This is a genomic window from Lacicoccus alkaliphilus DSM 16010, assembly GCF_900142805.1.
Classification (GTDB): domain Bacteria; phylum Bacillota; class Bacilli; order Staphylococcales; family Salinicoccaceae; genus Lacicoccus; species Lacicoccus alkaliphilus.
The window spans coordinates 106,342-130,192 of sequence record NZ_FRCF01000005.1; the positions used below are offsets into that span (position 1 = coordinate 106,342).

Genomic DNA, 23,851 nt, shown 5'->3' on the forward strand with positions numbered 1-23,851 from the left:
CTCATTCAGTTTCCCCAGTGAGCGACAGAAGGCGCCTACCAACTCAACCTGCGACCTTTATTCATAAAGAAAACCCCCTCCCGCAGAGCGGAAGGAGGTCCTCATCTATCATTCATATTTTTTAAACAGTAACGATGCGTTATGTCCGCCGAAACCGAGGCTGTTGCTCATTGCATATTTGAAGTCGCCTTCTGCAACACCGTCCGGTACGTAGTTCAGGTCACATTCCGGATCCGGGTTGGTCAGGTTGATGGTCGGGTGGACTTTACCGTTCTGAAGGCTCAACGATGAAATGATCGCTTCGACTGCACCGGTGGCACCCAGCAGGTGGCCCGTCATGGATTTCGTCGAGTTGATCAGCAGGTTGTCCGCATGGTCGCCGAACACCGTCTTCAGCGCAAGGGTCTCGTAGAGGTCATTATATGCCGTACTCGTGCCGTGTGCATTGACGTAGTTGACTTCGCGGGCTTCAACGCCTGCATCCTTCAACGCTTCATTCATTGCGCGTGCGCCGCCTTCGCCGTTCTCTGCCGGCGCTGTGATATGGTAGGCGTCCCCGGTCATGCCGTAGCCGACGATTTCCGCATATATATGGGCGCCCCGCTCCAGTGCATGCTCCAGTTCTTCAATCACGACGACACCTGCACCTTCACCGATGACGAAGCCGTCACGGTCCTTTGAGAATGGCACCGATGCATAATCCGGATCTTCCGAAGTGGAAAGGGCCCGGTTCGCCTGGAAGCCTGCCACACCCATTTCAGTGATCGGTGCTTCTGTACCGCCTGTGATCATCGCATCAGCCTGGCCGCGTTCAATGATCTTGAATGCATCGCCGATGGAGTTCGTGCCTGTCGCACACGCTGTCACTGTCGTGCCGTTCGGCCCTTTCGCGCCGTGACGGATGGATACCTGGCCGCTCGCCATATCCGGTATCATCATCGGGACGAAGAACGGGCTCACCCGCCTCGGACCTCTTTCATACAATACTTTGAAACCATCCTGCAACGCCTGGATGCCGCCTATGCCGGATCCGATCCATACGCCGACGCGCCCGGCATTATCGTCATCTATCTTCAGCCCCGAATCTTTGACCGCTTCATCTGAAGCAACCACTGCATACTGGGTGAAACGGTCCATTCTTCTGGACTCTTTTTTATCCATGTAATCTTCGATATTGAAATCCTTCAGTTCACCAGCCACATGGATATTGAAATCACTGTTATCAAATCTTGTGATCTTCCCGATACCATTCACACCGTTCAGTGCATTTTCCCATGTCTCTTCCGCTGTATTTCCGATCGGCGTCAATGCACCGATCCCCGTTATTACGACTCTTCGCTTAGTCATGTGTCTCCTCCTTATTCTTACCCCAGGTTAAGCAAATTGCCCCCCATGTCAGGCCGCCGCCAAAACCGACCAGAACGAGGTTATCTCCAGACTTTATTTTACCACTTTTCAGTTCATGATTAATACTGAGAGGTATTGATGCAGCCGAAGTGTTGCCAAATTTATCTATTGTACAGCTCATCCGCTCCCTCGGCATGTTCATGCGCTCCCGGGCAGCATCCATGATGCGGATGTTTGCCTGGTGCGGCACAAGCATATCGATATCTTCATTCGTAAAGCCGGCTTTCTCTGTGACATTCACACTGGATTCGCCCATCTGCCGCACCGCGAATTTAAAGACTTCACGTCCGTTCATCCTCAGCCGTCCGTCTTCCTTGTCATCGTACAAGTGAGGGCCTCCGCTGCCTTTGCTGCCGAGCTCGAAGGATTTGATGCCGAAACCTGCCTCCACCTCGCCCATGACCGCAGCACCGGCGCCGTCACCGAAGAGCACCGCAGTCGAACGGTCGGTGAAATCCGTGATTTTGGACAGTTTGTCGACGCCGACGACCAATACATTCTTATAAGTGCCCGCCTGGATGAACTGGCTTGCGGTCACCATGCTGTAAATAAAACCGGTGCATGCTGCAAGCTGGTCCATCGAAGGTACATTCCTCAGCCCGAGCCTGTCCTGCACGATATTGGCAACAGCCGGGAAACGGTGGTCGCCCGTGGAAGTCGCTACAATGACCAGGTCTATATCTTCTTTATCCACACCGGAATCTGCCAGAGCACGTTCCGCTGCAAGGACCGCCATATCGGAAGTCTCCATGTCATCCTCTGCGAATCTGCGTTCTTTGATGCCGGTCATCTCTGTAATCCACTCATCAGAAGTATCAAGGATCTTTTCAAAATCAAAATTGGTGAACACTTTGTCCGGCACATACGTGCCAAGTCCCAATACGCCTACATTCTTCATTTGACCACACCTTATTTATAATCTCATGTTATTACTAGGTACTAATTTATCACAAATTCACATTTTCCACAATAAAAAAAGCACCCACAATCAAGTGGGTGCCGCGTATTTCATTGATTCCTTACTCCGAGAAACCAACCTGGTATAAGCCGCCACCAGTTAAACTGTTAAATCCTTCAGGATCATGTCCATATTCCTCGCTCCAGCCGACGACATCTTCACTTACAGGCGTAACGTACGCGCGGTAAAGTGTCGGTGCAACCGGGATTTCCTCAACCATCAGTTCCTGCCACTCGTGGTAGATTTCTGTACGTGTCTCAGTGTCGAGCGCTTCTTCGGAGTTGCCCCTTTGAATCAGCTCCGTACTTTCCTCAGTTTCATAACGCGGGTAGTTGAACGGTGCCTCAGGTCCGTATAGGCCGGCAGGGTCAACGTCCGTACCCACACCCCATGCGCCTTGATAGATGTCGATTGCAGGGTCGTCGTTTTCAACCATGTCATAGAATGTGTTGAACTCGATCAGGCGGCCGTTCGTCTTGACGACATTCAGGCCGACTTCCCTCCACGACTGGATGTAGTAGTTTGCGAGCGGTTCAGCAACGTCGCCGCCGCTCATGGAAGCCATCTGGATTTCAAGCGGCTCGCCGTCCGGTGTTTCACGGAAGCCGTCACCATTGGTGTCTTCATAACCTGCTTCGTCAAGAATGCGGTCCGCTTCCTCCGGATCGTACTCAGGTACGTCCAGGTCATCTTTATGGAATGCTGCGTGGTAAGGCGTGATCAGTGATGTCGCTTTCCAGCGCAGGCCGTTGTAGAACTGTTCGCCGACAGCATCATTGTCCATCGCATGCCACATTGCACGGCGGAGTTCAACATCGCCCATCTTCATTTCTTCAGGCATGTAGTTCACACGGCCTTCTTCAGCATCCCATTCACCGAGCTTGAAGCCGATGTAGGTGTATGCTGCATCCAGCTGTCCGAGCCATTCCACACCTTCCATATCCGCAACATCCGGATACTGGTCAGTCGGGAATGACATCGCAACGTCGATGTTGCCGTTCTCCATCGCATTGGCCACTGTAGAGGTTGGTGTCACTTCGACTGTGATGCCGTCGAGCTGAGGTTCGCCTCTCCAGTAATCTTCAAACTTGGTCAGGACGACCGCCTCACCCGGTGTGATGGATTCGACCTGATAAGGTCCTATACCGATCGGGTTTTCACGTGTCTGCTCTGCATTAGGCATATCGGCAACTTCCACGCCTTCATAGTGGTGTTCCGGGAATGCATAGAACCAGAAGCCACCGTTCGTGAGTGAAGGTGCGAGTTCCGTATATGTGAATACTGCGGTCTGGTCATCAACGATTTCAATGCCTGAAATCTCATCAGCCTCGCCGGCTTTATACTCATTGTAGCCTTCGATCAAAGTGAAGCCGTCCGTCGTACCGCGGACACCTTCGTAATCCGGGTGACCGATCACTTCATATGAAGCGACATAGTCTGAGATGGTCAGCGGCTCGCCATCGTGCCACATTACATCATCCTGGACGGTGAATGTCACAGTGCTTTCATCCTCGTCCATATCATAAGTGATCGCGCCGTCGTTCGTCGCAATCTGGTTCTCATCGAAAGTGAATACCGATTCATCAAAGAAGCTTATCATGTCAGCGTCAGGTGCACCTGAGTAGAATGCCCAGTTCAGAGTACCTTCAAAAGGTGTATCGGAACTGTAACCTACAGTCAGTTCACCTTCCCCTGTCGGATCAGAATCATTGGAGACAACTTGCGGGAAGTCTTCATAGTTGTAGACATCGCCGCCGTCGGCTGCAGACTCACCATCTTCGCCGTTCTCACCATCTTCCTCTTCCGTACCTTCACCGGAATCTGCATCTGAGTCTGAATCTGCGTCTGTATCTGCATCTTCACCTTCATCTGCACTGTCTTCCGTTGCTGCATCCGGATCATCGGCCGCTTCATCATCCGAAGTGTCGCCGTTGCCGTTGCCGCATGCTGCAAGAGCCAATACGAAGATCAGCATCGTCAAAAACATCAATCTTGACCACGAAAATTTCGCCATCATTTTTCCTCCCCTAAAAATATATTAAACTGATATATACTAAAAGTTCAGTCCCCTGAATCTCAGTACCGGAAATCGGTCTTTATCTGCATATTGCAATTTCAATAATGAAATCTTTGTAATAATATTATCATAATTATCTGAAAAAACAATACACTGTATTAATTTTCCCCTGCATCCCCCTGGATATTTGCATTATTTCAGAGTCACATGTGTGCCTGGTATGTATGGCCTGACTTTTAAAACCCAAGTGCCCTGCAATTTCATATTAACATTTAAAGACCGCCGTCCGGTGACTTGGGGCGTTTAGCGAATACAGTTCATACACCCATTATAAATTGTTATTTTTTGTATGTAAAGCGCTTACACAATATTTATTGTAATACTTCCCTAAATACCGGAGACTTCTGCATGATATCAAAAATAGCGGCTGCCGCCGCTATTTTCATATTGATCAGCTCTGCCTCTGTCTTGCATCCCCTGCACGCCTCAATGCTTCACCGATGTTACGTACACATAACATCAATATCAGAATCATGAGTGCCGCAGGCAGCCAGATCCACCATCTGTTCTGGAGGGTCTGGGTCTGGGTTGCATATGCGAGCAATGTACCGAGTGACGGGTAATCCTCCGGGAAGCCGAACCCGAGGAACGACAGTCCCGACTCGATGCCGATATTTGCTGCAAGTGATAAAGTGCCGTTCACTATGATGATCCCGACAAGGTTCGGCATCAGCTGGCTGAATATGATCTTCACCGGTGAACTGCCCAGTGTCTTTGATGCATTGATGTAATCCAGTTCTTTTTCCTGCAGTGCCAGTGAACGGATGAGCCTTGCGGTCCCCATCCACAGGAATGCCGCCATGATCGCACTGAATGTCCAGATGTCATAGGACGGTACGATGGTTACGAAAACGATGACGATCATCAGGAACGGCAGTACCAGGAAAAAGTCGACGACGCGCATCAACGCATTGTCAAGCTGCCCGCCGAAGTAACCGGAAACGAGGCCGTAGATGATCCCGAAGCCGACACTCATCAATGTCACCAGAAACCCGATTGCAAGCGAGTTCCTTGTGCCGATGATCAGCTGGCCGAATATATCACGGCCGCCGTAGTCCGTCCCGAGCCTGAATTCTTCATCCGGCGGCTGGTTGATTGCAAACAGATCCACGAATACGATCTGCGCCTGATCGAGGAACATCGTGAGCCCGAATACATACGCTGTAATGGATACGAATATGATCAGTGAAAACAACGCAAGCTTATCCGCTATCAGTTCCTGCACGATCACCTTCCACCCGGGCGTGCTCTTCGGCAGCGTCTTATAGTCAAGCCCGCCGTGGTCCCCCGCCCCCGGCGGCATATCCGATTTCATATGTGTCGACATCTCAGTGCTGCCGTATATCCTGTCATCCCTTCTGTTTCCGTAAGGATCGGCGCTGCCGGAATCGCGGGAAGTGCTCTGTTCGGCACTTGCCTGGCGATTCTGACGGGCCTGTTCTTCGCGAGATGCATCAGTCTGTTCTTCATGCGCTTCATTGTTCAATTCTTCATCTTTACGACTCATTTTACATCCCCCTCCTTACTTAATCCTGATCCTTGGATCGACGATGCTCAGAATGATGTCAGACAGCAATGCACCGAGAATTGTCAAAAATCCGTAAAATAAAATCAATACATTCGCCACACTGAAGTCACGGGTCGAAATGGACTCCAGGAAAAGCGCCCCCATGCCGGGATACGCGTAGACCCATTCAATGAAGATGGATCCGCCCAGAAGGCCGACGAGTTCATACCCGAAGAACGCAGCGATCGGAATGATCGCGTTCCTGAATATATGCTTCACATAGAGTGCCGTGGATTTCACACCTTTGGCACGGGCAAGCATGACATAGTCTTTCTGCTGCGCTTCGATGACCCCGCTTCTGAGATACTGTACAGTACCCACGAGCCCGATGAGGGCGATCGAGAAACTCGGCAGTATCAGGTGGTTGATCTTACTGAGTATATAATCGAGCGATCCCGGCTCAAGTCCCGCCGCCACACTGCCGTTTGTCGGGAAGACCCCGAAATGGTAGCCGAAGATCCACAGGAGGACGAGGCCGAATACGAATGTCGGCGTCGCGAATCCCAGGTATGTGTAGCCCGTAATCGCTGAATCCAGCAGCGAATCCTTATAGCGTCCCGAAATCAGTCCGAGAGGGAGGCCGATAAGATAAATGATGAACACAGAGAATAATGAGAGCCATATCGTATTCAACAGGCGGTCGCCGATGACGTCAAGCACCGGCCGCTGATGGAATATGGAGTTTCCAAAATCCCCCTGGAACATCGCCACGACCCAGTCTCTGTATTGTATGTACCATGGGTTATCAAGTCCGAGCGCCTCACGCCTCGCCTGGATGGCTTCAGCGGGGATCGACGGGTCGATCATGCCGGAGAGCGCATCGCCCGGCATCAGGGAACCGAGGAAGAACACAAGTATGCTCAGTAATACAAGCTGCGGAAAAGTGATCAGTAGCCTTCTCAGAGTAAATTTAATCATTGCTCATCAACCTTTCACCGGTAACGCAACTTTGTGCGTCCCGGAAATTGCCTTGAGTGGAAAAACGCGGCCTTCATCATCCAGGTACTCATTGAAATGCCGGTCGTATTCTTCTTTGATCTGCCGGCGCAGCTGCATATTCCGCTCCACCTTATCCACATTCGTATCCGGTATCGCCGCAATCAGCCGTTTTGTATACAGGTGCTGCGGATTATTGAAGATCTCATCAGCAGTGCCCTCTTCCACGAGGCGTCCCTGATACATGATGCCGATATGCTGGCACATATGGCGCACGACGCCGAGATCGTGCGCGATGAACAGCATCGTCAGATCCATTTCCTGCTGGATCTCCTGCATGAAGTTCAGGACCTGGGCCTGGACGGATACATCGAGCGCCGATACGGGCTCGTCCGCGATGATCAGTTTCGGGTTCAGGGCAATCGCACGTGCCACCCCGATCCTCTGACGCTGGCCGCCTGAAAATTCATGCGGGAATTTATACAGCGACCCCGCCGGGAGGCCCACCCTCTCAAGCAGCCTCAATACTTCCTCCACCAGAGCGTCCTTCGATAATTTCTCATAATTTTTCAAAGGCTCGGCGACGATGTCGAACACGCGCTTACGCACGTTCAATGAAGAATACGGATCCTGGAAAATCATCTGTATATCCCTGTGGATCCCGATCTTCTTCCCCTTGCCGCTCAACTTTTCGCCCTGGAAATAAATCTCTCCGTCAGTGATTTGATTCAGGCCCATCACTGCCTTGCCTGTCGTCGTCTTGCCGGATCCCGACTCCCCGACCAGTCCGTAAGTCGTCCCCCTCGGTATTGCGATGCTCACTCCGTCGACGGCTCTCACATGGTCTTTCACCGTATTGAAGAAGCCGCCTTTGATTGGAAAGTGCACTTTCAAATCATTGATTTCTAAAAGGTTATTGCTCATCGTCTGTCGACACCCCCTTCTTCCATCTGATGTGCTTCGACACGCTGCTCGACTGCCCCGTGATCCATCGAAGTGTTCAGATGGAAATTCTTATAGCATGTGCACCGCACCTGATGCCCCGGTGCAATCTCCCTCAGCTTCGGCTGATGTTCATGCTCTTCTGCGCTGATCCACGGGATCCTCGGAGCAAATCTGCATCCGTCCCTGTCCATCTTATTCAGTGCAGGAACAACCCCCTGGATGACATGCAATTTGCTGCCGAGCTGTTCTTCCGACGGCAGCGAGTTCAACAATGACCGGGTATAAGGATGCTGCGGGTTCATGAACAGCTCCCTCACCGGCGCCACTTCGACGATCTGGCCGGCATACATCACCGCCACCCTGTCCGCCATCTCTGCAACGACCCCGAGGTCGTGGGTGATCAAAAGCACCCCCGATCCAAGGTCATCCTGCAGTTCACGGATGAGGTCCAGTATCTGTGCCTGGATCGTCACATCAAGCGCGGTCGTCGGTTCATCCGCAATGAGGAGCTTCGGCCGGTTGGCGATTGCGATCGCAATCACCACCCGCTGGCGCATGCCCCCCGACAGTTCATGGGGATAGGCTTCTGCAACCCTTTCCGGACGCGGGATGCCCACCCTGTCCAGCAATTCGATCGTATAGGACTCACGCTCACTCTTCTTCCCCGTGCCGTGGATCCTCAGCGTCTCCTGGATCTGATGCTTGATCTTCATCAACGGATTCAACGCAGTCATCGGATCCTGGAATATCATCGCGATATCCCCGCCGCGTATCTTATTCATCTGACGCTCATTATTCTTCAATAGATCTTTGCCCTGGAAAAAAACTTCACCCGTCACCCTCGCATGCCTATGTAAACCCATCAAAGAAAATGCCGTGGCACTTTTGCCGGACCCGGATTCCCCCACGAGCGCCAGGACTTCATTTTGACGTATACGTATACTGACATCATCGACAGCAGGGTAGTATTCCCCGTCAATTTTAAATGATGTCGTCAAACTGTTCGCTTCCAAAAGATATTCAACCATTCGTCATCATCCCCTTTCCTCAACATATAAAAATTTAAAAACGAAATATTCAAACATTAATAAAAGCATGATACTGAAGAATATTGATCCAGCATGTCGGATTTTATTTTCGATTCACAATGTATGGATGATCTATGTGATTTTACAATAGTGAAATTATTTGGAATTCATTCTATAATTATCATTCTAGTCATTTGACATCCCGATTTCAACAGCCATTCCAAGTATGGTGCATATGCATTGCCGGACTTTAATATACACCACTGAATATTTAATTTCAATGACATATTCGCATCAGCCCAGTCATGATTGAAAGCGATTACACTCCAGCTGCTGATATGATTGGGTTTCACAATGATATTGTGAAATATTTGTTTAATGAAAATTTTTAAATGACGGCAACTATACTTTTTCCCGATTATGTATTATCATATAGAGTAGCTAAATATGTTTAGGAGTTGTCGATGCCATGAAATATATCGTTACATTCGTCTGGGCACTCATGCTGACACAAATGGTCAACTTCATATTGAACAGTCTTGCAGGCGGCGGGCCATACAGCTTCATGAGCGGTGTACTGCTTGCCGTACTGATCACTTTGACTGTTTTTGTACTTGATTACATGATGAAAGATCCCAATGAGACTGCTGAATGACAGCGGTGAATCATCCCCTGCCCGAGGCAGGGGATTTTATTTAAAATAATTTACAGAGGTACAATATGACGAATATTCTTCCGGCAGTGCGTTCACTGAAGGATTTTGAAAAACTGACACACAGCCCCTATAAAGCACTGGTGCTGCTCGACATCCATATCGGACACCTTGAAAGTCATATGAAGACGATGCATGCCCATGGCTTCAAAGTGTTCATCCACCTTGATCTGATCAAGGGGCTTGCCGTCAGCACCGAGGCCCTCGAGTTCATCCATCAGAAATTCAAGCCGTACGGCATCATCACGACACGGGGCAAGATGATCAGCAAAGCGAAGTCGCTGGGACTGAAGACGATATTGCGCGTATTTCTGATCGATTCTTCTTCGGTCGGGAGGAGCATCGAACTGATCAGGCAGAGCGGCCCGGACTATATAGAGGTCCTTCCCGGCACCGTCCCGAAAATGATCCACTTTTTCAGCCATGTCCAAAATGTCGATGTGATCGCCGGCGGACTGATAGAGACCACTCAGGAAGTGGAACATGCAATCCAGGCCGGGGCGAAGTTCGTCACGACATCGAAGACGGACTTATGGTTCAAATAAGCCGAATTTGACTTTCCTGCGGTGAATGGGTAAAATTTTAGACAAGTTAATAGTGTTGGAGAAGCAGAGCCCGCATTTATAGTGTTCCTACTATAAGTGCGGGTTTTTTTAACAGCTGTTAACAAAATACAAAGGGGGAAAAGCAATGAATATTTACATTGCTGAGTTTGTCGGCACCGCAATACTGATATTATTCGGGGCCGGCGTCGTGGCGAACGTCAATTTGAAGGGATCTCTCGCGAAAGGCGGGGGATGGGTCGTCATCGCATTGGGATGGGGATTTGCAGTAACGTTTGCAATTTATGCCGTCGGCCAGTTTTCCGGCGCGCACATCAATCCTGCAGTGACGCTCGGGTTTGCATTTGCCGGGGAGTTCCCTTGGGCGGATGTCATACCTTACTTCATCGCACAGGTGCTCGGGGCGATGTTCGGGGCATTCGTGGTATGGCTGCATTTCATGCCGCATTTCAAAGCGGAGGAAGATTCAGGGACGAAGCTCGGTGTCTATGCGACCGGTCCCGCCTATCCCAACTATGTAGCGAACTTCGCAAGTGAGATGATCGGTACGTTCATCCTCATACTGGGACTTTTATTCATAGGGGCAAACGATTTCACAGACGGGCTGAATCCATTGATCGTCGGTTTCCTGATCACGGCCATCGGTCTGTCGCTCGGCGGTACGACCGGTTATGCGATCAACCCGGCACGTGACTTCGGGCCGAGGCTCGCGCACTTCCTGATGCCCATCCCGGGCAAAGGCCGTTCGAATTTCAAGTATGCACCCGTGCCGATCTTAGGTCCGCTTTCAGGCGGGGCACTCGGTGCTGCGGTCTACAACGCCGTGTTCCTCGGCGCACCGGATCTGTTCCTTGCACTGGCCATCGTCTTCGTGATTGCAGTATTGGCATTGGGGGTATTCTTAAATAAGTCGGTTTTAAAAGAGGACACATCGAAATTAATGTAATCAATCCAAGGGGGATTTAAAAATGGAAAAGTATATCATGTCAATCGACCAGGGCACCACAAGTTCAAGAGCGATTCTTTTCAATAAAAAGTCGGAAATCGTGGCGACACATCAGCGCGAGTTCAATCAATACTTTCCCCAGTCCGGCTGGGTGGAGCATAATGCAAATGAAATCTGGAGTTCCGTGCTTGCCTGTGTGGCGGGTGTCCTGACGGAAAACGACATCAAACCTGAACAGGTTGAGGCCATCGGCATCACCAACCAGCGTGAAACGACGGTGGTCTGGGATAAGAACACCGGCAGGCCCATCCATAACGCGATCGTCTGGCAGTCCCGCCAGACGGCGGACATATGCGAGGAGCTGAAGAGCCGCGATCTCGAGCCCATGTACAAGGAACGCACCGGGCTTCTGCTCGACCCTTATTTCTCGGGTACGAAAGTGAAGTGGATCCTTGATCATGTGGAGGGGGCGCGTGAAAAGGCTGAAAACGGCGAGCTGCTTTTCGGCACGATCGATACATGGCTGATCTGGCGCTTCACCGAAGGGGTGCACGTGACGGACTATACGAACGCAAGCCGTACCCTCATGTACAATATCCATGACTTGAAGTGGGATGAGGAACTGCTGGAGCATCTGACGGTGCCTGAATCCATGCTGCCCGAAGTGAAATCTTCCAGCGAGATCTACGGCGAGACGACCAAGGCGCATTTCTTCGGCCTCAACATACCGATCGCAGGTATCGCCGGGGACCAGCAGGCGGCACTTTTCGGGCAGCTGTGCCACGATAAGGGTGATACCAAAAACACTTACGGCACCGGTTGCTTCCTCCTGATGAATACAGGAACGGAAGCGGTGAAAAGTGAAAATGGCCTGCTGACCACCATCGCCTACGGCATCGACGGCAAAGTGCATTACGCACTTGAAGGGTCGATCTTTGTTGCCGGCAGTGCCATCCAATGGCTGCGTGACGGTCTCCGGATGTTCAACGAATCTTCACAGACCGAAGAGTATGCCACGCGTGTGGACAGTTCCGAAGGCGTCTATGTCGTGCCTGCATTCACAGGGCTTGGTGCACCTTACTGGGATTCCGAGGCGCGCGGTGCAATATTCGGACTGTCGCGCGGTACGGAAAAGGAGCATTTCATCCGCGCAACACTCGAGTCCCTTGCCTACCAGACGAAGGATGTTCTGGATGCGATGCAGAAAGATGCGGGCACAGACCTCGACATGCTGAGGGTCGACGGCGGTGCTGCAGAGAATGATTTCCTGATGCAGTTCCAATCGGACCTGCTCGGCACCCGCGTGGAGCGTCCCGAGATTTTGGAGACCACCGCACTCGGGTCTGCGTATCTTGCGGGCCTCGCAACGGGTTTCTGGTCTTCTGTCGATGAAATCGAGCAGGTCAGCGAAACGGATTCAATATTCGAACCCGAAATGGATCATGAGAAAGTCGATGAGCTGTATGAGGGCTGGCAGACAGCGGTCAAGGCGACCCAAACCTTCAAACCGAAGCGGAATGCCGGCGGGGTTCACGAATAGATGATGTGATTCATATGGAAAGACCGATCATTTAGGAGGATTATCATGTTAAATACGTTAACCAGGAAAGAGCAGCTTGAGCATATGGAGAAAGTGGATTATGATCTCGTCGTCATCGGCGGCGGGATCACCGGTGCGGGAGTGGCGCTGGATGCCGCAAAACGCGGCATGAAAGTGGCTTTGGTGGAAATGCAGGATTTCGCTGCGGGGACTTCGAGCCGCAGTACGAAACTTGTGCACGGCGGACTGCGTTATTTGAAGCAGATGCAGATCGGCGTGGTCAGGGCCACAGGCGTCGAGCGTGCAATCGTCTATGAAAACGGACCGCATGTGACCACACCTGAATGGATGCTGCTCCCCTTCCACAAGGGCGGCACTTACGGGGAGATGATGACGAGCCTCGGCCTGAAAGTCTATGATGCACTGGCCAGGGTGAAAAAAGGCGAGCGCCGCCAGATGCTCTCCATCGAAGACGTCAAAGAAAAAGAGCCCCTCGTCAAGACGGAGGATCTGCTCGGCGGCGGTTACTATGTCGAGTATAAAACCGATGATGCGAGGCTGACGATCGAGGTCATGAAAAAAGCGGCAGAGTTCGGTGCCGACCCCGTCAACTACATGAAGGCGAAAGATTTCGTCTATGACAAAGGCCAGGTGGTCGGCATACGCGCCCATGACCTGCTGGGTGATTCCGAATACCAGATCCTCGGCCGCCGCGTCGTGAATGCAACAGGCCCTTGGGTGGATGAAGTGCGTGAAAACGATCCATCATCCAAGGAAATCAAAAAGAACATCGTATTATCCAAGGGTGTCCACATCGTCTTTGACGGCAGGGACTTCCCGCTCCGTCAGGCCGTTTATTTCGATACCCGGAGTGATGGACGCATGATGTTCGCGATACCGCGGGACGGCAAGACTTATGTCGGCACGACGGATACGTTTTATGATGAAGATACTTCAAAACCGATAGCGACACAGGAAGACCGGGATTACCTTCTTGACAACGTCAACTATATGTTCCCGGGACTGGATCTCCGGGATGAGGATATAGAGTCCAGCTGGGCAGGCATCCGTCCGCTGATCCAGGCGCCCGGCAAGGGACCGTCCGAGCTCTCCAGGAAAGATGAAATATGGGTGGCCGACAGCAAGCTGATCAACATCGCCGGGGGAAAATTGACAGGCTACCGCCATATGGCCGAGGAAATCGTCGACCTGGTCGCAAATGAATTGAAGAAGGAATACGGCTTGAAATTCAAACCGTCCGACACGGAAACCCAGGTCATCTCCGGCGGGGATGTCGGCGGCAGCGATCATTTCGAAACATTCGTGGAAACCACTGCAGCCAAAGCCCCGGCTTTCGGCCTGAGCCTGGAAACCGGATATGACATCGCCCGCAAGTACGGGAGCAACGCAGAAGAAATATACAGGCTCGCAAGTGCCGTCAGCGACGATAATAAATACGGCCTCCCTCCCGCGGAATATGCCAAAGTCGTCTACAGCATACAAAATGAAATGATCGCCAAGCCCACCGACTACTTCGTCCGCCGTACCGGCGCCTTGTATTTCGATGTCAGCGAAGTGGAAAAGCATCAGGACGGTGTGATCGCCCTGATGCAGGACAAACTGGGCTGGGATGATGAAGTCCGCCGCAGCATGACGGAAGAACTTGATCTGGCATTGAAGAATGCTGCTGGAGACCTGGTGAAATAATATTTTAATCTTCATTCGAATCCCCTGCCTGCCCGGCGGGGGATTCTTTAATTTCATTCATCGTTTCCCCCCCTCCCGCCGTCGTGTGGGATGACAGGAGGGGATGATTATGATTATGATGAAGGTGGATACCTTTTATTACATTGAAAGATCACCTTTAACAGGAGTGAGGATATTGAACGATACCCAGGAATTATATGATATCACCATCATCGGCGGCGGACCGACCGGACTGTTCACAGCTTTCTACGGCGGGATGCGGCAGGCCAAAGTGAAAATTATAGACAGTCTGCCGCAGCTCGGCGGTCAATTGACTGCTCTTTATCCGGAGAAATATATATATGACGTTGCCGGTTTCCCGAAAATCAAGGCTCAGTCACTCGTCGATAATCTGACGGAGCAGATGAACATGTTTGATAATTCAGTCGTCCTCGGGCAGGCGGTCGAAGAGCTGGAAAAGCAGGAGGATGGCACCTTCCGCATCGTCACGGATGCCGAAATCCATCATTCCAGGACCGTCATCATCACAGCGGGCAACGGTGCATTCCAGCCGCGCCGCCTTAAACTGGAAAATGCAGAAGAATACGAAGGGCGTAACCTCCACTACTTCATAGATGATTTGAATTCATTCTCAGGAAAGAAGGTCGCCCTGTTCGGCGGCGGGGATTCTGCAGTGGACTGGGCATTGATGCTCGAGCCGATTGCCGAAGAGGTGACGATCATCCACCGGCGTGATAAATTCCGGGCGCATGAACACAGTGTGGAAAAACTGAAGAATTCAAGCGTTGTGATGAAAACTTCTTTCATTCCTGAATCGCTCGTCGGCGACCGGGATGAAATACGGCAGGTGATCCTTGAGGAGACGAAAACCAGTGAAAAAGAAGTGCTGGACGTGGATGCAGTGGTCTGCAACTACGGCTTCGTCTCTTCCCTGGGGGCCATCAACAACTGGGGGCTTGAGATCGAGAAGAACGCCATAGTCGTGAACACCAGGCAGGAGACGAATATCCCCGGGGTGTATGCAGCCGGAGATATATGCACTTATGAAGGTAAAGTCGACCTCATCGTCACAGGTTTTGGCGAGGGGCCGACGGCCGTCAACAATGCCAAAGTCTATATGGACCCTGAAGCCAGAGTTCAGCCGAGGCACAGTACAGCGATGTTCCCTTGAAGTCAGGCGGACATTACTGAAGAAATAAAAAAGCCGAGGGGAGAACCCTTCGGCAAGTTATAATCAGAGGCGGCCAGGCGTAGCCCGGCTGCCTTTTTTGTCGTGAGAAAGGGGAGCGCCGATGGAAGATGGCTGCCGCTCACTCAGCCCGTTCAATGAGCGATAGACCGCCCCTGCCGCTCACCCTCTACGCCCATCTAAACAGTGGTCTGCCGACACGAAAAAAGCCGGGCCACATGTCCCGGCTTCCTCTCCCATTCACTCTATACCGTTTCAAACTTCACTTCACCGTCGGCATAGTCGACTTTGAAGCTCTGACCTTCGATGAGGTCGCTTTCAATCATTTTACGGGCCAGAGGTGTCTCGATATACCGTTGGATGAACCTTTTCAGCGGTCTTGCACCGAACTGCGGCTCATACGCTTCATCCGCAATCCATTTTTTGGCGGCCTCCGTCACTTCCACGCTCATGTGCTGTCCCTCGAGTCTGCGGTTCAATTCAATGACCAGCTTGTCGACGATCAGCGTCATATTGTCCCTGGATAACGGGCTGAACATGACGATATCATCCATACGGTTGATGATTTCAGGCTTGAAATGCATATGCACTTCGCTCATCACCGTATTTCTCACATCTTCCGTCAGCTCACCTTCATTCTCGACGGCATCCAGCAGGTAGCCGGAGCCGATGTTTGAAGTCATGATGATGATCGTATTCCTGAAGTCGACCGAACGGCCCTTGGAGTCCGTGAGCCGGCCTTCGTCCAGCAGCTGCAGCAGGATATTGAAGACGTCGCTGTGCGCCTTTTCCACCTCATCCAGCAGGATGACAGAGTACGGCTGGCGGCGGATGGCTTCCGTCAGCTGACCGCCCTCTTCATGGCCGACGTACCCCGGCGGTGCACCGATCAGCCTTGAGACCGCATGTTTTTCCATATATTCACTCATATCGATGCGGATCATATGCTTCTCTGAGTCGAACATCGTGGCGGCAAGCGTCTTCGCAAGCTCCGTCTTACCGACACCGGTCGGCCCGAGGAATAAAAAGCTGCCGATCGGACGATTGGGATCCTTGATCCCCGCCCTAGCACGGATGACTGCATCCGCCACAAGGTCGACCGCTTCGTCCTGGCCCACGACCCGTTCATGCAGGATGTCCGAGAGTTTCAAAAGTTTATCCTTTTCCGTCTCGACCAGCTTGCTGACAGGGATGCCGGTCCACGCACTCACGATGTAGCCGATTTCGTCTTCAGTGACCACTTCACGGATGATGCGGTTTTCCCCGGCACCCGCCTCCTGCAGATTCTCCTCGTATTCCGCAAGCTCCTTTTCGAGCTGCGGCAGCCGGCCGTGCCTGAGTTCGGCGGCACGCTCAAGTTCATAATTATTCTCCGCTTCTTCCAGTTCCTGGCGCGCCTTGTCCACTTCTGCGCGTTTTTCATTCACACGGTTGATCTGTTCCTTCTCTTTTTCCACACGCTGGGACAGGCTGGACTGCGCTTCACGTGCATCCGCCAATTCTTTCTGCAGTTCATCCAGGCGCAGGCGCGACACCGAATCTTCTTCGTTCTTCAATGCCTGCTCTTCAATTTCAAGCTGCATGACGCGCCGGTTGATCTGGTCCAGCTCGGTCGGGTTTGAACCCATTTCAGTGCGGATCGTCGCACTTGCCTGGTCCATCAGGTCGATCGCCTTATCCGGCAGGAACCTGTCCGTGATGTAGCGGTCGGATAATTCCGCAGCGGCAACGAGCGCACGGTCCGTGATCCGGACACCGTGGTGCACTTCATAACGTTCCTTCAGTCCGCGCAAAATTGAAATCGTGTCCTCCACATCCGGTTCGGGAATCTGGACTTTCTGGAAACGCCTCTCCAGTGCGGAATCCTTTTCGATGTACTCGCGGTACTCATTCAGCGTCGTCGCACCGATACAGTGCAGTTCGCCGCGTGCGAGCATCGGTTTCAGCATATTGCCCGCATCCATCGCACCTTCCGTCTTGCCGGCGCCGACGAGCATGTGGATTTCATCGATGAATAAAATGATCCTGCCCTCGGACTCCTTCACTTCCTTAAGCACGGCTTTCAGACGTTCCTCGAACTCCCCGCGGTACTTCGCACCAGCGACAAGTGCCGACAGATCAAGTTCGAACACCGTCTTGTCCATCAGGCTGTCGGGCACATCCCGGCGGACGATCCTCTGGGCCAGACCTTCGACGATCGCCGTTTTACCGACGCCCGGCTCACCGATCAGCACGGGGTTGTTTTTCCTTTTGCGGCTCAGGATACGGATGGCACTCCTGATTTCCTCATCACGGCCGATGACGGGGTCCACGTTCCCCTGCCTCACTTCCTCGACCAGGTCGCGGCCGTATTTTTCCAAAACTTCATATTGCACTTCAGGATTTTGTGTCGTCACATGATTCCCTCCTCTGACTTTTTCGATCACTTCTTTGATGATGCCTTCTTTATTTCCTACAGCTTCTTTCATGATTTCTTCATTTTCAATGGCGGCAAGCAGCATGTGTTCCTGGGAAATGAATGCATCCCCCATCCCGGACATGAATTTTTCTGCCCGGTTCACGATGGCCGAGAAGCCGTTTGACATATACTGCCCGTATTGAACGTTCTCGCCGGTCACCACATTATACTTGGCGAGTTTTTCATCATACTTTCCAATCAGTCCGTCAACATCGATGTTGACACGCTCGAGTATGTCACGTGCCATGCTTTCCCCGATGGTCAGCATCGCTTTCGCCACCGCTTCGGCTTCTATGGATTGAAGCTGCAGATCAACGGATATGCCCTGGGCACGTTCGACGATCGACTGCACCTGATATGTCATTTTATTGACGTCCATTGTCATCACCCCGTATCATTTTTATGGTTTGACCTTTTTTGACCTTAGTTCAATTATACTACTTTTTACCCTTAATTCAAGTTATATATCGCTTTTGGAAAGATTTTATTTTATACTATAGTTTATAATTTTAGGAGGCTTGAAGAATGGAATTTTGGGAACTCATCAAGTATGTACTTTTAGGTCTGCTCCAGGGAATCACCGAACCGATCCCGGTATCATCCAGCGGTCATCTTGTGATTGCCAGGGAGATTTTCGGCATCGAAGCCACGGGACTGTCCTTTGAAATTTTCTTGAACACCGCTTCATTGATTGCTGTCTTATTCATATACAGATACGATATTTTATCAATCCTAGGGAACTTGAGCCGGTTTTTGCTGCGCGGGGCCAGGGATGAGGCCGCCATCGATGATGCCAGGTATACGATGTATCTGATCATCGCGACGATTCCGGTCGGCATCATGGGACTTCTGTTGAATGACTTCATCGGCGAGAACATCTCGGTCGGGTTCGTCGGCGTGATGCTGCTCGTGACAGGTCTTGCACTGTGGTTCATCAAGAATAAACGCGGCGAGAAGCGGGACGGGGAACTGACGGTCAAGGACTCACTCATCGTCGGGTTCGCCCAGGTCGCGGCCCTAACTCCCGGCATCAGCCGGAGCGGTGCCACACTGGTCGGAGCGATGTCTGTCGGGATGAACCAGAAGAATGCACTCAGATTCGTCTTCCTGCTCTACATACCTGTGTCACTCGGCACCGGGCTGCTCGGCATATCGGATATAGCGAACGACCCGAACATCGATACGCTTTGGGTCGGCTACTTGGCAGCATTCGCCGTTTCAGTCGTCGCGACTTATTACGCACTCAGATGGCTTCAGAATGTCATGCAGCGCGGCAACCTGGTCATCTTTGCATACTACTGCTTCACCATAGGGACATTGTCCATCCTGTATCAATTATTCATCGCATAAGGGAGTGTTGATCATGAAAGTTCTGATGACCGGATTCGACCCATTCGGCGGCGAGCGCATCAACCCGGCCTTGGAGGCGGTCAAAAGGCTGCCGGATGAAATCGGCGGCATGGCAGTTGTCAAAGCTGAGATCCCCACCGTCTTCCATCAGTCTGCAGAAGTCATGCAAGCGCTGCTTGCGGGCGATGAATTCGACTATGTTGTCGCCGTCGGCCAGGCAGGCGGACGCAGTGAAATGTGTGTCGAGCGAATCGGCATCAACATCGATGATGCAAGGATTCCGGATAATACCGGGAATCGGCCGATCGACGCAGCCATCCACGCTGAAGGTGCCACGGCATATTTTTCGAACATGCCGGTGAAGCGGATGGTGAAATCGATGTTGGAGGCAGGCATACCTGCACGGCTGTCGAATACTGCCGGAACATTCGTCTGCAACCACATACTTTATCAGCTTGGCCTTATGGCGGACACGGAATTCCACGGGCTGAAGTACGGATTCATCCATGTGCCTTACGTGCCGGAACAGGCTGCCGGGAAGGAAGGCATACCGGCGATGCCGCTTGAAGACATCACCGCCGGACTCCACGCTGCGGTCCATGCCCTTTCTGAAGGTGAGGGGGATATTGCGAGTCCGATGGGCGAAATACATTGATTTTGGAACAGGTGACGGTGTCGCCTGTTTTTATTTTATTTAATAAAACGCCTGCCTGGCCGGTGGGGGCCGTCTGTCGATCACTTCATTGCATATATGAGTGATAGAACGGCCGCGGCGCTCACTCAGCCCCATTTTTCCGATGACCATCCTAATATTTTCCATAAATAAAAAACCATCCTTTCGGACGGTTCTCAAATTCATTATTTTAGCTGACACCGAGTGCAATCTTGGCATAACGGCTCATTTTATCTTTATCCCAAGGCGGGTTCCAGACAATGTTCACTTCCGTATCATTGACTTCTGGCAGTTCTGCAAGCGCCTGCTTCACGCTGTCGACGATCTGCGGCCCCATCGGGCAGCCCATTGAAGTCAATGTCATTTCCACGCCTGCGTTGCCATCTTCGTCAAGGTTCACTCCGTAAACCAGTCCGAGGTTCACAATATCTATGCCGAGCTCAGGGTCGATCACGTTTTCCAACGCGCCCATCATGCTCTCTTCCATTTCTTTATCCATTCATCTCACTCCTTTAGAGATTTACTTATATTAATAATAACAAATTATTAACAAGGTTTAAATATAAATGCTATCATGGAATTGTGAACTTTTATAGAGGAGCAGAATTATGGAGAAGCATTTGATATGTCTGGATTTAGACGGAACACTGCTTACGGATGATAAAGAGATCAGTCCGTATACTAAACAGGTCATCAATACACTGCAAAAGCAGGGGCACGAACTGATGATCTCAACAGGAAGACCTTACCGTGCAAGCGAGCCGTATTACACGGAGCTTGGGATGGACACCCCGATCGTCAATTTCAATGGGGCCTTTGTCCACCACCCGAATGATTTCAATTTCAGGACGGTCCACGAAGAGCTGGACCTCGGAGTTGCAATCGAAATTGCACGCAGGGTCCCTGACCTTAATATACAAAATGTGATCGCCGAAATAAAAGATACGGTCTACCTCCATTATCACGACGCCGTTTTATTCGATGCATTCAGCATGGGCGAGCCCGTGATCAAGGTCGGTGAGCTGACCCAGACGATGGAGGAAGGGCCCACCACCATTCTGATCCAGGCGGAGGAGAAGGAAATCCCGACGATCAGGCAGGAACTGGACGACCTGTTCGCCGAAGCGATCGAACACAGACGCTGGGGGGCACCTTATCCGGTGCTTGAAATCATCAAAAAAGGGATCAATAAGGCGGTCGGCGTGGATTATGCACGCGGATACCTGAACATCGATCCAAAAAACACCATTGCATTCGGGGACGAAGACAATGACACCGAGATGCTGGAATATGTCGCCCATGGTGTCGCCATGGACAACGCCATCGACGACATCAAAAATGTGGCGGACCATGTCACGGATTCCAACAATAAGGATGGAATAGGTAAGTTCTTAGCTGATTATTTCAGCTTGAAGATATAAATCATGAGGGGGATTTTATGAAACTATTTGCTGACAGCTGTGCGGATTTGAGTCTCGAGGAAACTGAAAAAAGAGGGATTGAAGTACTTCCGCTCACGATTACGATTGACGATGAAAGCTACAGGGATCAGATCGACATCTCAAGTGCGGAAGTTCTGCAGTCGATCAAAGACGGAAAACGGCCGACCACTTCTCAGGCGAACCCCGAAAACTTCGTGGAAAGGTTCATGCCATATGTGGAGGGAGGCGAACCGATCTTATACATCGCATTCTCAAGCGAGTTGTCGGGGACTTACCAGAGCGCCGTCATCGCAAAGGACACCATCCTTGATGAGCATCCCGAGGCGGACATCACCCTGATCGATACTAAAGCGGCGAGTTACGGTCTCGGCCTGATCGTCGAGCGGGCGAGCGATGACATCCAGAATGGGCTTCCGAAAGAGGAAGTCATTGAAAATGTCCGGAAAAATGTTAAAAACATCCGGCATTTCTTCACCGTGAATGACCTGGACTATCTGGCGAAAGGCGGCAGACTGTCGAAAGGCAGCGCGTTTCTTGGCGGCCTGTTGAATATCAAGCCACTGCTTCATGTGGAGGACGGCAAGCTTGTGCCGCTTGAAAAACACCGCGGCCTCAAGAAAGTGTTCAAAAGCATGGTCAATCATCTGAATAAAGACAATGTTTCAGGCAAAGCGCACATCGTGCAGTCCGATGCGCAGGACAGTGCAGAACAGTTGAAAGAGAAATTGCTTTCCGAGACGGATATAGAAGAAGTGAACATCAGCCTGATCGGTCCCACGATCGCCAGCCATACGGGCAACGGCACGATAGCGTTGTTTTATTTCAATGAAGGAGTGTAGGCGATGATGAAAGTCGTAGTCGTAGGCGGCGTCGCAGGCGGAGCCACGGCCGCTTCCCAGCTCAGACGGCTGGAGCCTGATTGTGACATCACGATATTTGAAAAAGGCCGGGACATCAGCTTCGCCAACTGCGGGCTGCCCTACCATATCGGCGGTGAAGTGGCGGAACGGGGTCAGCTGATTGCAGCGACGCCTGAGACATTCGGTAAAAAGGATGTGCGCGTCCACACTGATCATGAAGTCATCGGGGTGCACCCCGGTGGTCATCGTCTCACCGTCAAAAATCTGGAAACCGGTGAAGTCTTTGAAGAGTCATACGACCGCCTGATACTGTCACCCGGCGGCAGACCGCGGATCATCCCTGCACTTGAAGGTGTGACGGCTGTCCATGTGCTCCATACGCTTGAAGATATGGATAGGATCATGAAATTCATTGATGATGAAGACATAAAGGAAGCCGTAGTCGTGGGCTCAGGCTTCATCGGCATGGAGGTCACGGAGAACTTGAGGATGCGTGATATCGATGTCACGCTCGTCCACAGGAATGAAAACCTTTACGGCCATGTCGAAGCGGAGATGGTCGCGCCCCTCCTTCAAACGCTTGAAGACCAGGGTGTGAATCTGAAGCTGAATGCCGAAATTTCACGTGTCGAGGACGGCTGCGCCCACCTGACGAACAATGAAAAAATTCCGGCCCCGATGATCATACAGGGCATCGGGCTTACGCCGAACACCGGATTTTTAAGGGGGTCCGGGGTGAGGGTCACAGATGATGGTCTGATACCGGTCAACGAATACGGCCAGACGAATGTTGATAATGTATATGCCCTCGGTGATGTGATGGAGACGAAATATCTGCACGTACCCGACGTCGCTGCAAACATCAAACTCGCATGGCCGGCCCATCGCATGGCCTATACGATCGCCAACCATATCCACGGCGCATATGACATCAAATTTGAAGGACTGCTCGGCACGAACATCATGCGGTTCTTCGACCATGAAATCGGATCAATCGGTCTTGAACAGAAAGATGTGCGCGGAATCGACCATTTCGTCATAGACCACCAGCAGAACTTCAAGGCGGGCTATATGGAGGGTGCTTCAAAAATCAGGATCAAGATGTATGTGGGTCATGACGGCACCATCCTGAGGGCTGCATTGATATCCAAAAGCGGCGTCGATAAGCGTCTTGACACCCTGGCCGCACATATCAGGACCGGCGGTAAAGCCCAGGACCTCATCAATATCGAAGTCGCATATTCGCCGCCGTTCTCAAGTCCGAAAAGCTTTTTGAACATGGTCGGATACAAAGCGGTCGAAGAGATGAAAAAACGCGGATTATATTGAACATGAACAGCCACGACCCTGCCGGGCCGTGGCTGTTTTGATGGACCGAATTTTTTATTGTGGCATGAAAGGCGTCATGGAGGGTTTTCGTCCCTCTCTCCAAATCGATTTCAATCCGCGTTTTCGATTTGAACGGCCGTTTCCCTCTCTCCAAATCGATTTCA

21 protein-coding genes are annotated in these 23,851 nt (G+C 51.5%); 11 read left to right on the top strand and 10 right to left on the bottom strand.

Going from position 1 to position 23,851, the window contains the following annotated elements; translation table 11 throughout:
* Nucleotides 1–108: 108 nt before the first annotated feature.
* The 7 genes from fabF to BUA12_RS07860 form a co-directional block, all read right to left on the bottom strand.
* Nucleotides 109–1,347 (bottom strand): beta-ketoacyl-ACP synthase II, encoded by a 1,239-nt coding sequence (fabF, locus tag BUA12_RS07830; RefSeq protein ID WP_072710045.1) that lies wholly within the window; start codon nt 1,345–1,347, stop codon nt 109–111.
* Nucleotides 1,340–2,305, bottom strand: coding sequence for a beta-ketoacyl-ACP synthase III (locus BUA12_RS07835; RefSeq protein ID WP_072710046.1), 966 nt, complete (start codon nt 2,303–2,305; stop codon nt 1,340–1,342). The genes fabF and BUA12_RS07835 overlap by 8 nt, the downstream gene beginning before the upstream one ends.
* A gap of 121 nt (nt 2,306–2,426) precedes the next feature.
* A complete protein-coding gene (locus BUA12_RS07840) occupies nt 2,427–4,379 on the bottom strand; it encodes an oligopeptide ABC transporter substrate-binding protein (protein WP_072710047.1) in 1,953 nt (650 codons plus the stop codon).
* A 454-nt stretch (nt 4,380–4,833) separates the two neighbouring features.
* A complete protein-coding gene (locus BUA12_RS07845) occupies nt 4,834–5,949 on the bottom strand; it encodes an ABC transporter permease (protein WP_084670037.1) in 1,116 nt (371 codons plus the stop codon).
* A gap of 15 nt (nt 5,950–5,964) precedes the next feature.
* Nucleotides 5,965–6,927 (bottom strand): ABC transporter permease, encoded by a 963-nt coding sequence (locus BUA12_RS07850; RefSeq protein WP_072710048.1) that lies wholly within the window; start codon nt 6,925–6,927, stop codon nt 5,965–5,967.
* Nucleotides 6,928–6,933: 6 nt separating this feature from the next.
* Complete coding sequence (locus BUA12_RS07855) at nt 6,934–7,869, bottom strand: ATP-binding cassette domain-containing protein (RefSeq protein WP_072710049.1); 936 nt, start codon at nt 7,867–7,869, stop codon at nt 6,934–6,936.
* Entirely contained in the window at nt 7,866–8,918 is a 1,053-nt protein-coding gene (locus BUA12_RS07860; protein ID WP_084670039.1) for an ABC transporter ATP-binding protein, read from the bottom strand. Before BUA12_RS07860 ends, BUA12_RS07855 begins: the two co-directional genes overlap by 4 nt.
* A gap of 469 nt (nt 8,919–9,387) precedes the next feature.
* Here BUA12_RS07860 and BUA12_RS07865 point away from each other — a divergent pair, with 469 nt between their 5' ends.
* From BUA12_RS07865 to BUA12_RS07890, 6 genes are all read left to right on the top strand, one after another.
* Nucleotides 9,388–9,573 (top strand): YjzD family protein, encoded by a 186-nt coding sequence (locus BUA12_RS07865; protein WP_072710050.1) that lies wholly within the window; start codon nt 9,388–9,390, stop codon nt 9,571–9,573.
* Between the two features lie 65 nt (nt 9,574–9,638).
* The gene (locus tag BUA12_RS07870; protein WP_072710051.1) at nt 9,639–10,175 is read left to right on the top strand and encodes a glycerol-3-phosphate responsive antiterminator; all 537 of its coding nucleotides are present in this window, start codon (nt 9,639–9,641) and stop codon (nt 10,173–10,175) included.
* 145 nt (nt 10,176–10,320) lie between these two features.
* Entirely contained in the window at nt 10,321–11,139 is an 819-nt protein-coding gene (locus tag BUA12_RS07875) for an MIP/aquaporin family protein (RefSeq protein WP_072710052.1), read from the top strand.
* A 22-nt stretch (nt 11,140–11,161) separates the two neighbouring features.
* Nucleotides 11,162–12,679 carry a glycerol kinase GlpK gene (gene glpK, locus BUA12_RS07880; protein WP_072710053.1) on the top strand — a complete coding sequence of 506 codons (1,518 nt, stop codon included), beginning with the start codon at nt 11,162–11,164 and terminating at the stop codon, nt 12,677–12,679.
* A gap of 45 nt (nt 12,680–12,724) precedes the next feature.
* Complete coding sequence (locus tag BUA12_RS07885; RefSeq protein ID WP_143146113.1) at nt 12,725–14,386, top strand: glycerol-3-phosphate dehydrogenase/oxidase; 1,662 nt, start codon at nt 12,725–12,727, stop codon at nt 14,384–14,386.
* A gap of 175 nt (nt 14,387–14,561) precedes the next feature.
* Entirely contained in the window at nt 14,562–15,557 is a 996-nt protein-coding gene (locus BUA12_RS07890; RefSeq protein ID WP_072710069.1) for an NAD(P)/FAD-dependent oxidoreductase, read from the top strand.
* 263 nt (nt 15,558–15,820) lie between these two features.
* Here BUA12_RS07890 and clpB read toward each other — a convergent pair whose 3' ends face one another.
* Nucleotides 15,821–18,412 carry an ATP-dependent chaperone ClpB gene (gene clpB / locus BUA12_RS07895; RefSeq protein WP_072710055.1) on the bottom strand — a complete coding sequence of 864 codons (2,592 nt, stop codon included), beginning with the start codon at nt 18,410–18,412 and terminating at the stop codon, nt 15,821–15,823.
* Between the two features lie 146 nt (nt 18,413–18,558).
* Here clpB and BUA12_RS07900 point away from each other — a divergent pair, with 146 nt between their 5' ends.
* A complete protein-coding gene (locus BUA12_RS07900) occupies nt 18,559–19,383 on the top strand; it encodes an undecaprenyl-diphosphate phosphatase (protein WP_072710056.1) in 825 nt (274 codons plus the stop codon).
* Nucleotides 19,384–19,396: 13 nt separating this feature from the next.
* Nucleotides 19,397–20,038 carry a pyroglutamyl-peptidase I gene (pcp, locus tag BUA12_RS07905; protein WP_072710057.1) on the top strand — a complete coding sequence of 214 codons (642 nt, stop codon included), beginning with the start codon at nt 19,397–19,399 and terminating at the stop codon, nt 20,036–20,038.
* 39 nt (nt 20,039–20,077) lie between these two features.
* Here the strand turns inward: pcp and BUA12_RS13240 are convergent, their stop codons facing one another.
* Together BUA12_RS13240 and BUA12_RS07910 are read right to left on the bottom strand one after the other, a co-directional pair.
* Nucleotides 20,078–20,203 carry a hypothetical protein gene (locus BUA12_RS13240; RefSeq protein WP_281248133.1) on the bottom strand — a complete coding sequence of 42 codons (126 nt, stop codon included), beginning with the start codon at nt 20,201–20,203 and terminating at the stop codon, nt 20,078–20,080.
* 43 nt (nt 20,204–20,246) lie between these two features.
* Nucleotides 20,247–20,555, bottom strand: coding sequence for a metal-sulfur cluster assembly factor (locus tag BUA12_RS07910; RefSeq protein WP_072710058.1), 309 nt, complete (start codon nt 20,553–20,555; stop codon nt 20,247–20,249).
* 109 nt (nt 20,556–20,664) lie between these two features.
* On the opposite strand from BUA12_RS07910, the gene BUA12_RS07915 reads away from it, so the two are divergent.
* From BUA12_RS07915 to BUA12_RS07925, 3 genes are read left to right on the top strand one after another with little or no spacing between them, the layout of a single operon-like run.
* Nucleotides 20,665–21,477: a Cof-type HAD-IIB family hydrolase gene (locus BUA12_RS07915; protein ID WP_072710059.1), complete on the top strand. Its 813-nt coding sequence runs from the start codon at nt 20,665–20,667 to the stop codon at nt 21,475–21,477.
* A 17-nt stretch (nt 21,478–21,494) separates the two neighbouring features.
* The gene (locus tag BUA12_RS07920; RefSeq protein WP_072710060.1) at nt 21,495–22,337 is read left to right on the top strand and encodes a DegV family protein; all 843 of its coding nucleotides are present in this window, start codon (nt 21,495–21,497) and stop codon (nt 22,335–22,337) included.
* Nucleotides 22,338–22,340: 3 nt separating this feature from the next.
* Nucleotides 22,341–23,687: a CoA-disulfide reductase gene (locus BUA12_RS07925; protein ID WP_072710061.1), complete on the top strand. Its 1,347-nt coding sequence runs from the start codon at nt 22,341–22,343 to the stop codon at nt 23,685–23,687.
* Nucleotides 23,688–23,851: the final 164 nt, after the last annotated feature.